9 protein-coding genes and 1 pseudogene are annotated in these 14,817 nt (G+C 77.1%); 6 read left to right on the forward strand and 4 right to left on the reverse strand.

The window, feature by feature from the left end:
* Positions 1 to 43 precede the first annotated feature (43 nt).
* The 6 genes from AB0E83_RS24580 (at position 44) to AB0E83_RS24605 (ending at position 12,196) form a co-directional block, all read left to right on the forward strand.
* Positions 44 to 3,676: a DUF4132 domain-containing protein gene (locus AB0E83_RS24580; protein WP_362115741.1), complete on the forward strand. Its 3,633-nt coding sequence runs from the start codon at positions 44 to 46 to the stop codon at positions 3,674 to 3,676.
* Complete coding sequence (locus AB0E83_RS24585; RefSeq protein ID WP_362115744.1) at positions 3,673 to 4,758, forward strand: AAA family ATPase; 1,086 nt, start codon at positions 3,673 to 3,675, stop codon at positions 4,756 to 4,758. Before AB0E83_RS24580 ends, AB0E83_RS24585 begins: the two co-directional genes overlap by 4 nt.
* Positions 4,758 to 7,109 carry a DUF5682 family protein gene (locus tag AB0E83_RS24590; RefSeq protein WP_362115747.1) on the forward strand — a complete coding sequence of 784 codons (2,352 nt, stop codon included), beginning with the start codon at positions 4,758 to 4,760 and terminating at the stop codon, positions 7,107 to 7,109. Before AB0E83_RS24585 ends, AB0E83_RS24590 begins: the two co-directional genes overlap by 1 nt.
* The gene (locus tag AB0E83_RS24595) at positions 7,106 to 8,245 is read left to right on the forward strand and encodes a VWA domain-containing protein (RefSeq protein WP_362115750.1); all 1,140 of its coding nucleotides are present in this window, start codon (positions 7,106 to 7,108) and stop codon (positions 8,243 to 8,245) included. Before AB0E83_RS24590 ends, AB0E83_RS24595 begins: the two co-directional genes overlap by 4 nt.
* The gene (locus tag AB0E83_RS24600) at positions 8,242 to 10,242 is read left to right on the forward strand and encodes a hypothetical protein (RefSeq protein WP_362115752.1); all 2,001 of its coding nucleotides are present in this window, start codon (positions 8,242 to 8,244) and stop codon (positions 10,240 to 10,242) included. The genes AB0E83_RS24595 and AB0E83_RS24600 overlap by 4 nt, the downstream gene beginning before the upstream one ends.
* Positions 10,243 to 10,345: 103 nt before the next feature.
* A complete protein-coding gene (locus tag AB0E83_RS24605) occupies positions 10,346 to 12,196 on the forward strand; it encodes a BCCT family transporter (protein WP_362115755.1) in 1,851 nt (616 codons plus the stop codon).
* A gap of 61 nt (positions 12,197 to 12,257) precedes the next feature.
* Here the strand turns inward: AB0E83_RS24605 and AB0E83_RS24610 are convergent, their stop codons facing one another.
* From AB0E83_RS24610 to AB0E83_RS24625, 4 genes and pseudogenes are all read right to left on the reverse strand, one after another.
* Complete coding sequence (locus tag AB0E83_RS24610) at positions 12,258 to 12,848, reverse strand: TetR/AcrR family transcriptional regulator (protein WP_362115758.1); 591 nt, start codon at positions 12,846 to 12,848, stop codon at positions 12,258 to 12,260.
* A gap of 161 nt (positions 12,849 to 13,009) precedes the next feature.
* Positions 13,010 to 13,255, reverse strand: coding sequence for a metal-sensitive transcriptional regulator (locus AB0E83_RS24615; protein ID WP_362115764.1), 246 nt, complete (start codon positions 13,253 to 13,255; stop codon positions 13,010 to 13,012).
* Positions 13,256 to 13,356: 101 nt separating this feature from the next.
* Positions 13,357 to 14,226, reverse strand: coding sequence for a sulfite exporter TauE/SafE family protein (locus tag AB0E83_RS24620; RefSeq protein WP_362115761.1), 870 nt, complete (start codon positions 14,224 to 14,226; stop codon positions 13,357 to 13,359).
* Positions 14,223 to 14,729: pseudogene (locus tag AB0E83_RS24625) on the reverse strand (rhodanese-like domain-containing protein); the annotation flags it as partial. The pseudogene AB0E83_RS24625 and the gene AB0E83_RS24620, both read right to left, overlap by 4 nt.
* Between the last annotated feature and the right edge of the window lie 88 nt (positions 14,730 to 14,817).

The raw sequence follows: 14,817 nt of genomic DNA on the forward strand, positions 1-14,817 counted from the left end.
ACTGTGCAGACCACTGATCGGACGAGGGACAACGGGAGGGGCCGTGCGCCGCTGGGAGCACGCCGGGGACGGCGCGGGGAAGTTCTGGGAGGCCGGTGCCGAAGGCACCGCGGTGACCGTCCGGTTCGGGCGGATCGGCACGGCGGGACAGACCCGGCGCAAGGAGTTCGACACGCCCGGGGCGGCGGAGGCGTACCTGCTCAAGACCATCGGGGAGAAGGAGCGCAAGGGGTACGCCGCGGCCGGCGCCGCCGCGCCCGCCCCCGCCGCGGCCCCCCGCGCCGCCGCGACCCCCGCCGCCGCGCCCGCCCCCGCCGCCGAAGTCCCCCTGGAGGAAGGGGCGGAGGGCCCCGTCGTCCGGCCCGACGAGACCACCTTCGTCCTGCCGGAGGCGTGGAAGCGGAACCTGCGGCCGCGCCGCGGCGGCACCCCCGTCCCGGTCGCCCCGCCCGAGCCGAAGGCCCCCGCCCTGCTCGCCGAGTGGCGCGCCCGGTTCACGGTGGAGGTCGACCGCGCCCTCGACGCCGCGCGGAGCGACGCCTCCCTCGTCGAGGCCGCCCGCGCCCACGACGCCGGCAGCCCCGACCCGATCGGCGCCGCCGTCCTCGCCGCCCTCCTCCCGTCCGAGGCCGGGCGGCGCACCGTCGCCGACGCCTGGACCGTCGCGCACGGACTGCCCTTCGCCGCCGTCGCCGCCGTCGAACTCCTCGAATGCCGCCGCGTCTGGGTCCAGGCCGCCCGGGGCAACGCCGTCGGCGGCATCGACATCGCCGCCGAGGACGAGCGGGGCTGGGAGCGCGGCGATTCCTACGCGGCCCTCGACCGGGTCCGCGCCCTCCTCGCCGTCACCGACGACGGGACGTACGCGGCCGCCGTCGCCGCCCTCGCCCGCCACCGGACCACGCCCCGCCGCCGCGTCGCCGTCTCCTACCTGGTGCCCACCGAACGGGCCTGGACCGACGCGTGCCTGGCCGACCCCGCCACCCGCGAACACCCCCAGGTCGCCGTCCGGGACATGCTGGTCTGCTCCCTCACCGCCGACCAGGCCGCCACCCTCACCGGCCGCGTCGACCTCGGCTGGCGCGGCTGGGGCGCGGCCACCGTCGCCACCGTCGCGGACGGCGCCGGCACCGCGCTCGCCCCCTTCCTCGTCGCCGAGACCGGCCGCCAGTACCTCGGCACCGACGACCTCAAGGCGTTCGCCGCCGCCCTCGCCGAACTCCCCTCCGACGAGGCCTTCCAGGGCCTCCTCGACCGCGTCGGCGACAAGCACGTCCGCGCCGAACTGGTCGCGGCCGCCCGCCGCTTCCCGGTCCGCGCCCTCCGGCTCCTCGCCCCCGCCGCCCGCGAACTCACCGGCGACTCCCCGCTGGTCCGCCGGATGCTCGCCGGCCACGTCGCCTCCCACCGCGCCCTCACCCTCGACGTCCTGCCCGAACTCCCCGCGGACGTCGCCGAGATCGTGGAGCCGCTCACCCGCGCCCAGGACACCGCCGAGGACGCCCCCCTCGCCGGCCTCCCCGCCCTCCTCACCAGCCCCCCGTGGACGGCGCGCCGCCGGGCGGCCGAGCCCCGCGTCGTCACCGGCCTCGCCGCGCCGTCCGGCACCCGGACCGTCTGGCGGGACGGGGAGCGGCGGAGCTGGGCCACCACCGAGTCCTGGGTGACCGGCTGGCAGCCGTACGAGCCCCTGGACGTCCTCGTCGACAAGCTCCTCGCCGGCAACCTGCACGGCTGGCACACCGTCGGCGTCCTCGTCAACGGCCCCGCCGAGCGCGTCCGCCCCTACCTCGCCGACTGGGACGGCATGGAGCACTGCTACGACGGCGCCGAGGTCTTCAAGCCGCTCGTCGCCGCCCACGAGGACGCCGCCCTGCCGCCGCTCCTGCGCATGGCGGCCCAGCACCCCGCCACCATGGCCGAGGTGCTGCTGCCCTACCTCGACGTCCGGGTGGCCCGCCTGATGGCGGACTGGCTGCACCGCCTCAAGACCGCCGGCCGCACCGCCCGCGCCTGGCTGCTGCGCCACGGCACCGAAGCGGCCCGGCTCCTCGTCCCCGACGCCGTCGGCCCCACCGGCCCCGAGCGGATCGCCGCCGAGGGCGCCCTCCGGGCGCTCGTCGCCGCCCAGGGCCCCGACGGCGTCCGCGCCGCCGCCGGGGAGTACGGCGAGGAGGCCGCGCGGGCCGTCGGGGAACTGCTCGCCACCGACCCGCTGGTGACCGCCCTGCCCGCCCGGATGCCGCAGGCCGCCGCCTGGATCGAGCCCCGCGTGCTGCCCCGGATCCGGCTGCGGACCGGCGGCGCCCTGCCCGTGTCCGCCGTCGCCCACGTCCTCACCATGCTCTCCGTCTCCAAGCCGGGCGCCCCCTACCCCGGCCTCGCCCAGGTCCGGGAGCTGTGCACGCCCGCCTCGCTCGCCGAGTTCGCCTGGGGCCTCTTCGAGGAGTGGCGGATCGTCGGCATGCCGCCCAAGGAGGCGTGGACCCTGCACGCCCTCGCCTGGTTCGGGGACGACGCCACCGTCCGCGCGCTCACCCCCGTCGTCCGCGCCTGGCCCGGCGAGGGCGCCCACCACCGGGCCGTCGAGGCGCTCGACGTCCTCGCCGCCATCGGCACCGACAGCGCCCTCCTCCACCTCCACGGCATCTCCCAGCGCGTCAAGTTCAAGGCCCTCAAGCAGCGCGCCCAGGAGAAGATCGCCGAGGTCGCCGACGGCCTCGGCCTCACCGCCGAACAGCTCGCCGACCGGCTCGTGCCCGACCTCGGCCTCGACGCCGACGGCAGCACCGTCGTCGACTACGGCACCCGCCGCTTCACCGTCGGTTTCGACGAGGCCCTCAAGCCCTTCGTCCGCGACGCCGAGGGCCGCCGCCTCAAGGACCTCCCCAAGCCCGGCGCCCGCGACGAGACCGAACGCGCCACCGCCGAACGCAAGCGGTTCCTCGCCCTGAAGAAGGACGTCCGCGCCATCGCCGCCGACCAGGTCCGCCGCCTGGAGGCCGCCATGGTCGACGGCCGCTCCTGGACCGGCGCCGAGTTCCGGCGGCTGTTCGTCGAGCACCCCCTCGTCCGGCACCTCGCCCGCCGCCTCGTCTGGCAGGCCGAACAGGACGGCACCACCACCTCCTTCCGGGTCGCCGAGGACCAGACCTACGCCGACGCCGGCGACGAACTGCTCACCGTCGCCGACGACGCCACCGTCACCCTCCCGCACCCCCTCCACCTCACCGCCGAACTCGGCACCTGGGCCGAGCTCCTCGCCGACTACGAGATCGTCCAGCCCTTCCCGCAGCTCGGCCGGCAGCTCCACGTCCCCGCCGAGGAGGACACCGCGGGCGCCCGCCTCACCCGCTTCGAGGGCGTCACCGTCCCCGTCGGCCGCCTCCTCGGTCTCCAGAAGCGCGGCTGGGAGCGCGGCTCCCCGGAGGACAACGGCGTCGAGCGCTGGTTCTCCCGCCGCCTCGCCCCCGAGCGCCACCTCGTCATCCAGCTCGACCCCGGCATCGCCGTCGGCATGATCGACGAGTTCCCCGAGCAGACCCTGGAGACCGTCTGGCTCGACACCCGGCCCGGCGACCACTGGGGAAGCCGCACCTACCCGCTGCGCCTCGCCGACCTCGACCCGGTGACCGTCTCCGAACTCCTCGCCGACCTCACGGAGCTGACCTCGTGACCGCCCCCGAGCCGCTCCAGCGGCCCCCCGCCGAAGTCCGGTACGCCGACGAACTGGCCGCCCTGCGCGCCTCCGACACCGACCCGCGCCCGCCCGGCTGGCGGCTCAGCCTGCGCGCCGCCCGCCGGTTCGTCGTCGGCGACGAGGAGACCGGCGTCAGCCGCAAGTTCGTCGGCGACACCGCCCTCGTCGAGCGGGCCCTCGTCGCCCTCGCCACCAACCGCGGCCTGATGCTCGTCGGTGAACCCGGCACCGCCAAGTCCCTCCTCTCGGAACTGATCGCGGCCGCCGTCTCCGGCGACTCCACCCTCGTCGTCCAGGGCGGCGCCGCCACCACCGAGGACCACATCAAGTACTCCTGGAACTACGCCCTCCTCGTCTCCGAGGGCCCCTCCGAGCGGGCCCTCGTCCCCGCCCCCGTGCTCAAGGGCATGGCCGAGGGCCGGCTCGTCCGCTTCGAGGAGATCACCCGCTGCCCCCTGGAGGTCCAGGACTCCCTCCTCTCCCTCCTCTCCGAACGGGTCGTCGCCGTCCCCGAACTCGACGGCCCCGCCGGCATGGTCTTCGCCCGCCAGGGCTTCAACGTCATCGCCACCGCCAACACCCGCGACCGGGGCGTCAACGAGATGAGCGCCGCCCTCAAACGGCGCTTCACCTTCGAGACCGTCTTCCCCATCCCCGACCTCGACACCGAACTCGCCCTCGTCGAGGCCGAGGCCACCGCCCTGCTGCGCCGCTCCGGCGTCCCCGTCGCCCCCGACCGGGACGTCCTCACCGTCCTCGTCACCACCTTCCGCGAACTCCGCTCCGGCGGCGACGGCGCCCCCGGCGACCGCCTCTCGTCGGTCATGAGCACCGCCGAGGCCGTCTCCGTCGCCCACGCCGTCGGCGTCCGCGGCTGGTTCCTGCGCGGCGGCCCCGGCGACGCCGCCGACCTCGTCACCTGCCTCGCCGGCACCGCCGCCAAGGACAGCCCCGAGGACCTGGCGCGCCTGCGCCGCTACCTCGAACAGCGCGTCGCCGTCCGCGGCGGCCCCCACTGGAAGGCCCTGCACGCGGCCCGCCACCTGCTGGCCGGCTGATGACCGTCACGTACCTCGGCGTCCGCCACCACTCGCCCGCCTGCGCCCGGCTCGTCGCCCGCGCCGTCGAGCGGCTGCGCCCCGCGTACGTGCTCGTCGAAGGCCCGAGCGACCTGAACGGACGCCTCGACGAGCTGCTGCTCGGCCACGACCTGCCCGTCGCCGTCTTCAGCCACTACCGCGACGACGAGCGGTCCGCGACCTCCTGGACCCCGCTGTGCGCCTACTCGCCCGAGTGGATCGCGCTCACGGCGGGCCGGGCGGCCGGCGCCGAGGTGCGCCTCGTCGACCTGCCCGCCTGGCACCCCGCCTTCGCCGGCCGCGCCAACCGGTACGCCGACGCCGAGGCCCGCTACGCCGAGGCCACCGCCCGGCTCCGGCGGCGCTTCGCCGTCGACTCCGCCGACGCCCTGTGGGACCGCATGATCGAGGCCGACCCCGGCGCCCCGGACCTCGCGGAGCGCCTGGAGACCTACTTCGACGCGGTCCGCGGCGACACCGCCGCCGACCCCTCGGACCAGGCCCGCGAGGCGTACATGGCCGACTGGATCCGCGCCGCCCGCGCCGCCGCCGGCGACCGCCCGGTCCTCGTCGTCACCGGCGGCTTCCACCGCCCGGCGCTGCGCCGGCTGGTGGAGGACGACCCCGGCGGCGGGACCGGCCGGCCCGCCTGGCCCGCCGTGCCCGCGCCGCCCGAGGGGGCGCTCAGCGGCAGCTTCCTCGTCCCGTACTCCTTCCGGCAGCTCGACGCCTTCGCCGGGTACGAGTCCGGGATGCCGTCCCCCGCCTACCACCAGTGGCTGTGGGAGGACGGCCCCGAGGCCGCCGGCCGGCGGCTCGTCCGCACCGTCGCCGCCCGGCTCCGCGACCGCGGCCACCCCGTCTCCACGGCCTCCCTCGTCGCCGCCCGGGCCTCCGCCACCGCCCTCGCCGCCCTGCGCGGCCACCCCGTCCCCGGCCGCCTCGACCTCCTCGACGCCCTCGCCGGCGCCCTCGTCACCGAGGCCCTCGACGAACCCCTGCCGTGGACCCGGCGCGGCCCCCTGCGGCCCGGGACGCACCCGGCCGTCGTGGAGATGGTCGCGGCCTGCGGCGGCGACCGCACCGGCCGGCTCCACCCCGACACCCCCGCCCCGCCCCTCGTCCACGACGTCACCGCCCGCCTCGCCGCCCTCGGCCTCGACGGCACCGGCCCCGTGACGCTCCGTCTCACCACGCCGTCCGGCCTGGAGCGCAGCCGCGTCCTGCACCGGCTGCGCGTCCTCGGCGTCCCCGGGTACGAGCGGGTCGCCGGCCCGGCCGACGGCACCGACCCGGTGGCCGAGGAGCGCTGGGAGCCCCGCCCGGCGGCGGGCCGCGACGCCGCCCTGGTCGAGGCGGGCGCGTACGGCGCGCGGCTGGACGACGCGGCCGTCGTCGCCCTCGGCGACCGCGCCCGCGCCGCCGCGGACGACTGCGCGGCCCTCGCCCGCGTCCTCTTCGACACCGTCGTCTGCGGCGCCACCGACCTCGCGGGCCCCCTCGTCACCCGCCTCCGCGAGGGGCTCGCCTCGGCCACCGCGCCCGGCCCGCTGGGCGCCGCGCTCGCCACCGCCCTCGGCCTGTGGCGGCACGACCGCGTCTACGGCGTCGCCCGCGACCCGCTGCTCGCCGCCGCCGTCGACACCGCCGTCACCCGGATGCTGTGGCTGGTCGAGGGCGCCGGGGCCGGCCCGGCCGGCCCCGACCGGGCCGGGCTCCGCGCCCTCGTCGCCGTCCGCGACGCCCTGCTCCACGCCGGACCGCTGCTCTCCGTCCCCCGGGACGCCGCCGAGGCCGTCTTCCGCCGCGTCGCGGCCGACCCGGCCGCCCCGCCCGGCCTCCGCGGCGCCGCCTTCGGCCTGACCCGCGTCCTCGCCCGCGGACCGGAGACCGGTGCCGCCGGCCCGGCGACCGCGGCCGACGGGACCGCGGACGCCGGGATCGCCGGGGCCGTACGGGCCGTCGCCGCGCCCGCCGTGCTCGGCGACTGGCTCGCCGGGCTCTTCGCCGTCGCCCGCGAAGAGGTGACCGCCGGGACGCCGGACGGCGACGCGGGACCGCTCGTCGGCGTCCTCGACGACCTGGTCGCGGCCATGACCGAGACCGACTTCCTCGTCGCCCTGCCCGCCCTGCGCGAGGCCTTCGCCTGGTTCCCGCCCCTCGAACGCGAACGGATCGCCGCCCGCCTCATCGAACGGCGCGGACTGCGCGGCTCGGCCCGCGCCCTGCTCCGCACCACCGCGGATCCGCTGGAGCTCGCCCGGGCCCGCGCACTGGAGGACCACGTGTCACGCACCCTCGACGGCCTCGGCCTGGGAGCCGCCCGATGACCGCCCCGCACACCCCCGACCCCGGACTCGAACGGTGGCGGCTCGTCCTCGGCGCCCCCGCCGAACGCCACACCGGCCCCCTCGGCCCCGAGGCCGCCGCCCGCGACGCCGCGCTCGACTGGCTCTACGGCCGCGACCCCGAGCGGGCCCGGCGCGGCGTGCGCCCCACCGGCCGCGAGGGCGGCGACGGCGCCTCCGCCGTGACCCCCGTCGACTGGCTCGACGACGTGCACCGGCTCTTCCCCCGCGAGACGATCGAGCGGCTCGAACGGGACGCGGTCGAGCGGTTCGAGATCCACGAGATCGTCACCGACCCCGCCGTCCTGGAGCGGATCGAACCCGACCAGACCCTCCTCCGCGCCGTCCTGCGCACCAAGCACCTCATGAACCCCGAGGTGCTGCGGCTCGCCCGCCGCATCGTCGAGACCGTCGTCCGCCGGCTCATGGAGCGCCTGCGGCCCGAGCTGCGCCGCGCCCTCCACGGCACCCGCTCGCGCCGTCCCGCCCGGCTGCCGCTCGCCCGCGACTTCGACTTCCGCGGCACCGTCCGCGCCAACCTCGCCCACTACCGGCCCGAGGAGCGCCGGCTCCTCATCGAGCGGCCCCGCTTCCACTCCCGGACCCGCCGGCACGTCGAGCGCCGGCAGCTGATCCTCCTCGTCGACCAGTCCGGCTCCATGGTCGACTCGGTCATCCACTCCGCCGTGACGGCCGCCTGCCTGTGGGGCCTGCCCGGCCTGACCACCCATCTCGTCGCCTTCGACACCTCGGTGGTGGACCTGACGAGCGACGTCTCCGACCCGGTGGAACTCCTCATGCGGGTCCAGCTCGGCGGCGGCACCGACATCGCCCGTGCCGTCGCCTACGCCACCGGCCTGGTGGACAACCCGCGCCGCGCGATCGTCGTCGTCATCAGCGACTTCTACGAGGGCGGCGACCGCTACCGGCTGGTGCGGGGCGTGCGGGCGCTGGTCGAGCAGGGCACGGTCGTCCTCGGCCTCGCCGCGCTCGACGAGGAGGCCCGCCCCGCCTACGACCGCGAACTCGGGCAGCTCCTCGCCGACGCCGGTGCCCACGTCGGCGCCATGACCCCGGGGCAGCTCGCGGAGTTCGTCGCCGAGAGGCTGGGCCGATGACCCGGACCGACCTCCTCGCCCTGGACGACGGGACGCTCGCCGCCCTCACCAACCGGGGCCTCGTCAAACGCGCCGCGAAGGAACTGGCCGCGGGGGCGGGCGCGTCGGTGACGGAGGGCCCGGACACCACGCTCACCGGCGCCTTTCCCGACGGCGCCACCGCCTCCCTCGCCCCCGGCGCCGGACTCGACCGCGGCACCTGCACCTGCGGCGCCCCCGGTGTCTGCCGCCACCTCGTCGGCCTGGTCCTCGCCCACCGGCGGGCCGCGCGGGACACCACCGCCCCCGCCGGAGCCGACCCCGATCCCGGCCCCGGCCGGTGGTCCTGGTCGCCCGGGGACACCGACGACGAGGCGCTGACGGCCGCCGTCGGAGCGCGGGCGGTGGCCGCGGCGCGCCGGACGCTGGCCCGGGGGTACACCGCGCGGCTGACCCACCCCGGCCCCGAGACGCCCGTCGCCCGCGCCGAACTGCCCACCTGCACCGTCCGTTTCCCGGTCCGGGACGCGGTGGCGCACGCCGTCACGGACGCGGCCGACGCCGTGCGGGGCGAGGCCGTCGCGCTCGCCGTGTGGGCGTTCCGCGCGGCCGTCGGGGCGGATCCCGTCCACCCGCCCGAGCGGGTCGACGTCGGCGGGGCCGCCCCCGGCCGGCCGGGGGCCGCCGCGCTCGCCCGGTGCGGTCCGCTCCTGGCCGAACTGCTGCTCGACGGCGCCGCGCACACCGGCCCGGTCCTCGCCGGGACCCTGGGACGGCTGCGGGACGAGCTCACCGCCGGCGCGCTGCACTGGCCGGCCGGGGTCCTCACCGACGTCCTCGGCCAACTCGCCGCGTACGAGGGGAGGGACGCCCGCTTCCGCGCCGAGGAGCTGGCCGCGCTGCTCGGCGAGGCCGACGGGCGGGCCCGGGCCCGGGGCCTGCCCGGCGCGGTCCTCGGCAGCGGCGAGCACGGCGACACCCCGCTGCGGCGGGTCCGGCTCACCGCCCTCGGCTGCCGGATCTCCGGCACCGCCGGCGACCGCACCGCCGAGGTCCACCTCGCGCACGGCGGCGCGGGCATCGCGCTGGTCCTGCGCCGCCGCTGGGCCGTCGCGGAGGACGCCGGGCCCACCGGGCCGGTCCTGGCCCGGCGCCGGATCGCGGGCAGCACGCTGGGCGCGCTCGCCGTGGGGAACGTGGTGAGCGAGGTCGCCTCCCGCACCCCCGGCCGGACCGTGACGCTCGGCACCTCCCGGGTCGCCGCCACCGGCGTCACCCCCGTCGGCGACGCGTGGGCGGAGCTGCCCGAGCCGCTGCTCGTACGGGACTTCGCGGCGCACGCGCGGGTCCTGCGCCGCCGCCCGCCGCGCTTCGCCCGTCCCCGCGTCGAGGCGGAGTCGGTGCACGTCCTGGCGGTCGAGGCGGTGGAGGAGTGGGGGTACGACCCCGCGCGGCAGGAGCTGCGGGCCACCGTGCGCGACGCCCGGGGCACGGCGGCGCGGGTGGTCGCCCCGTACAACCCCCTCGCCCCCGGCGGCCTCGACGTCCTGGCCGAAGCCCTGCGCGGCGGCCCGGGGGAGGGGCGGGCCGGCCCCCTGCTGCTGAGCGGCTTCGTCCGGGTCACCGGGGAGGGCCTGGTGGTGGACCCGCTCGGGGTCCGTACCGGCGCCGGCACCGTCGTCCCCGATCTGGCGCCGCCGCCCCGGCGGCCCGCCGCGCTGCCGCCGGCCGGGCCCGCGCTCCCCGACGACCCGGTCGCCCTCGCGCTGCACGGCGCCCTGTCCGCGCTCGCCACCGTCACCGTGCACGGCCTGCGCCGGCTGCCGGCCGGGGCCCGGGCCGCGCTCGCGGACGCGGCCGACGCCCTCGCCCGGCGCGGCCTGGCCGTCTCGGCGGAGCAGCTCCGACGGGTGCCGGAGGCGCTGGCGGGGGAGGGCCCGGAGGCGGCGGTGCGGCCCTGGCTCGACGCCCAGGTGCGCCTGCTCACCGCCGCCGAGCTGCACGCGCGCGGGGACTGAACCCGCCCCCCGCCGCCCGTCGGGCCGGGCCCGGCCCCGCCTGCGGTCCCGCCCCGCCCGGACATGAGATGTTTGTCCCGTTTGGCGGAAAAAGGGGTTTTGCATGACGAAAGTCGTAGGGGATCCGGGCGATCGGCGGGAGGACGACGGCGGCCGGGGCGCGGGCGGGCAAGGCTCCGGCGGCCGGGGCGGCGGCCGGGGCGGGACCGGGCGCGGCGCCTCGCGGGTGACGGCGGACCTGCCCGATCACGCGGGCCGCCACCCCGCCCGCACCGATCCGGTCGTCTTCGGCGTCACCGCCGTCCTCACGCTCGCCTTCGTCGTCTGGGGCGCGACGGCCACGGACAGCCTGGAGTCCGTCTCCAGCAGCCTCCTGGACGGCCTGATCCGGGACGGCGGCTGGGCGTTCATGCTGGCCGCGTCCGGGTTCGTCGTCTTCGCGCTGTGGCTGGCGATCAGCCGCTACGGCCGGATCACCCTCGGCCAGGAGGGCGAGGGGCCGGAGTTCCGCACGGTCTCGTGGATCGCCATGATGTTCAGCGCCGGCATGGGCATCGGCCTGATGTTCTACGGCGTGAGCGAACCGCTCGCGCACTACGGCACCCCGCCGCCCGGCACCTCCCCGGCCGACCCGGCCGAGCGGATGGGGACCGCGATGGCCACCACGCTCTTCCACTGGACGCTCCACCCGTGGGCGATCTACGCCGTCGTCGGCCTGGCCATCGCCTACTCGACCTTCCGCCGCCGGCGCCGGCAGACCATCAGCGCCGTCTTCGTGCCGCTGCTGGGGGAGCGCCGGGCGTTCGGCGGCCCCGGACGGGTCATCGACATCCTCGCCATCTTCGCCACCCTCTTCGGCTCGGCGGCCTCGCTCGGTCTCGGCGCGCTCCAGATCGGCAGCGGCGTGGAGGAGCTGGGCTGGCTGGAGAGGACCGGCACCGGCCTGCTCGTCGGCATCATCGCCGTGCTCACCGTGGCCTTCGTGCTGTCCGCCGTCTCCGGCGTGGAGAAGGGCATCCAGTGGCTCTCCAACATCAACATGGTGCTGGCGCTGCTCCTCGCCCTCTTCGTCTTCGTCGCCGGCCCCACCGTCATCGTCCTCGACCTGCTGCCGACCTCCCTCGCCGCCTACATCGGCGACCTGCCCCAGCTGGCCGGCCGCACCGAGGCCACCAGCGGCGACGACATCCACGCGTGGCTGGGCAGCTGGACCGTCTTCTACTGGGCGTGGTGGATCTCCTGGACGCCCTTCGTCGGCATGTTCATCGCCCGCATCAGCCGGGGCCGGACGATCCGTCAGTTCATCGGCGGCGTCATCCTGGTGCCGAGCACGGTCAGCCTCGTCTGGTTCGCGATCTTCGGCGGCACGGCGATGCGCCTGGCCGAGCGGGGCGAGCTGAGGGGCGAGACCACCCCGGAGGGACAGCTCTTCGGGCTGCTCCAGGAGTTCCCGCTGACGGGCGTGATGAGTCTGCTCGTCATGGTCCTCGTCGGCATCTTCTTCGTCTCCGGTGCCGACGCCGCCTCCATCGTCATGGGCACCCTCTCGCAGCGCGGGGCGATGGAGCCGACCCGCCCGGTGGTGGTCTTCTGGGGCGTGGTCACCGGCGCCGTCGCCGCGATCATGCTGCTCATCGGCGACGGCCAGGGCGACGCCCTGGCGGGCCTGCAGAACCTGACGATCCTCGTGGCCGCCCCGTTCGTCCTCGTCATGATCGGCATGTGCGTGGCGCTCATGCGGGACCTGCGCGAGGACCCGCTGATCGTGCGCGGCGAGGTGGGCGAGGAGGTCGTCGAACTGGCCGTGATCGCCGGCCACGAGAAGTACGACGGCGACTTCGAGCTCCGCATCGGACCGGGCACCGCCGACGGCCTTCCGGAGACCCCGGAGACCCCGGAGACCCCGGAGGCTCCGGATGCCCCGGGCGCTCCCGCGGGGCCGGGGACCCGCTGACGGGACCGGCCCTCCGGCCCCCGCCCCTGTCTCCCGGCACCCGGCCCGACGGGAGCCGGGGTCAGGGGGCGACCGAGCGCCAGATGCGGTCGGGGAGGAGGCGGTCGGCCTCTTCGAGGTCGACGTCGCCCAGGGTGAGCCAGCGGCGGGCCATGCCGACGACCGGGCCCAGGACGAGGCTCTCGATCACCGGGGTGGGGAGGTCGGCCAGTTCGCCGGCCTTGCGGCGGTCGTCGAGCCAGTGCTCGATCGGGGTGAGCCGCGCCTCCTGGTTGTCGCGGATCTCGGCGGCGCGGGCCGAGCCCTGCTGGTCGGCGAAGGGGGAGTGCAGCAGGCGCGCGGCGGCCGGCTGGGTGCGGACGAAGTCCAGATAGGTGTGGACGACCGCCTCGATGCCGGAGCGGGCGTCCTGATGGGAGGTCAGGGCGCCGGCCAGGTCGCCGAGGAGGCGGCCGAGCCAGCGCAGGGCGAGGGCGCTGATCACTCCGTGGAGGTTGCCGAAGTGGTGGTAGACGCTGCCGGTGCTGACTCCGCTCACCCGGGTCAGGGCGGAGACGGTGAGCCCTGCCTCCCCCTCGCGCGCGTAGAGGTCGAGCGCGGCGTCGAGGACGCGTTCGACGGTGACTTCTCCGCGCTGCTGCTTCCGGCTCATCGAGCGGGGTGCCCCTTCGGTCCGTGCCGTCCCCGGCCTGGTTCTTCCGTACCTGGTCAGCATAGGAGGCGCGGACGGCCGCAGGCCCCCGCGCGGTGGTCCGAGGGTCCCCGCGCGGCGGCCGGACGGGGGTGCCGGGCCGGCCGGGCCCGGCGGCGGGCTCAGGCCAGGGCCAGGAAGAGCTTCTCCAGCTCCGCCTCCGTCATCGGGGGAGCGTCCGCCGCGTCGTCGGCGAGGCACTGCCGCATCCCGCTCGCCACGATCTTGAAACCGGCCCGGTCCAGGGCCCGGGAGACGGCGGCCAGTTGCGTCACCACGTCCTTGCAGTCGCGGCCCGACTCGACCATCGCGATCACCCCGGCCAGCTGTCCCTGGGCGCGCCGCAAGCGGTTCAGCACCGGCGTCATCGCCGCTTCGTCGACCTGCACGGCGGTCCTCCTCGCTCTCGTCCCCCTCCCCATAGGATACCCGGTGGGGTATTAAATCGCCCGGTATCGGACCGGGCCGCTCATTCGCGGACCGGGGCGGTGCGGTGCAGGGCCCGCCGCACCCTCGGCGCGGCCACCGCCACCGCTCCGGCCGCGCCGAGCGCCGCCCAGACGGCGGGACGGGTCCAGAGGGCGGTGTCGAGCTGCCGGACGAGCACGAAGACGCCCATGACGACGACGAACCAGCCGAACGCCCTGCGCAGCGCGTCCTGCGGGACGCGTCCGGCGAGGCGGACGCCGATCAGGCTGCCGGCCACGGCCGCCGCGGTCACCGTCAGGGCGAGGCCCCGGTCGACGGACGCCCCGGAGAGGTGCCCGGCCAGGCCGGCGAAGGAGTTCGCCGCGATGACGAGGAGCGAGGTGCCGACCGCGACGCCCATCGGCAGTCCGCCGAGGAGCGCGAGGGCGGGGACGACGAGGAACCCGCCGCCGGAACCGACCAGACCGGTCACGGCACCGACGGCCAGGCCCTGGGCGGCGACGCGCGTGAGCGGCAGGTCGCGGCGGGCGGGCCCGGCCGTCCTCTGCGCGCCGCCACGCGGCTTCCGGAGCATCGCGAAGGCGGTGGCGAGCATCATCAGCGCGAACGCGACGAGCAGGACCGTGCCGGGGACGTACGCGGCGAGCCGTCCGCCGCCGTACGCGCCCGCCATGCCGAAGGCGCCGAAGAACAGGCCGGTCCGCCACCGCACCCGGCGGGCGCGGGCGTGCGGGACCAGGGCGGCGAGGCTGGTGACGCCCACGACGAACAGGGAGGTGGCGATCGCCTCCTCGGCGTCCTGCCCGGCGAGGTGGACCAGGATCGGGACGGTGAGGAGGGAGCCCCCGCCGCCGAGGATCCCGAGGCTGACGCCGACGAGGAGGGAGGCCGCGACGATCAGGACGGTCACGACGCGCTCCGCAGCTCCGCGATCACGGCGCGGAGGTCGGTCCGGGGGCCGCGGTTGTAGGGGAGCTTGGAGAGCAGGACGCCCAGGGCGCAGGAGTTGCTCAGCGCGGCGTAGGTCAGGCCGGCGCCGACGGCGGTGCCGACGAGGTGGGCGCCGGGGACCAGGAGGCCCACCAGGCCGGTGACCAGGACGACGGAGCCGGCCACCAGGCGGACCTGGCGCTCCATGTCCCAGCGCTCGGCGCCCCGCTCCACCGGGGCGCCGACGGCCTCCCAGGCGTTCACGCCGCCCTCCAGGACGCGCAGGCCCGGCAGGCCGGCCCGGGCGAGGGCCTGCTCGGCCTCCCGGGCGCGCCCGCCGGAGCGGCAGACGAGCACGACCTCCTCGTCCAGGTGCGGGACCAGTTCCGCGCGGTGCTCGCGCAGGGTGTGCAGCGGGACGTTGTACGCGCCGGGGATGTGGACGGCGCGGAACTCGGCGGGGGTGCGCACGTCGAGCACCCGCGCCCACCCGCTGCCCGAACCGGTCCTCGGCCACTCCGACTACCAGGCCGACCCGGCCTTCGCGGTCTGCCGGGCCGCGCTCCTGGAC

Origin of the sequence: Streptomyces sp. NPDC035033 (genome assembly GCF_040636735.1) — a bacterium.
Classification (GTDB): domain Bacteria; phylum Actinomycetota; class Actinomycetes; order Streptomycetales; family Streptomycetaceae; genus Streptomyces.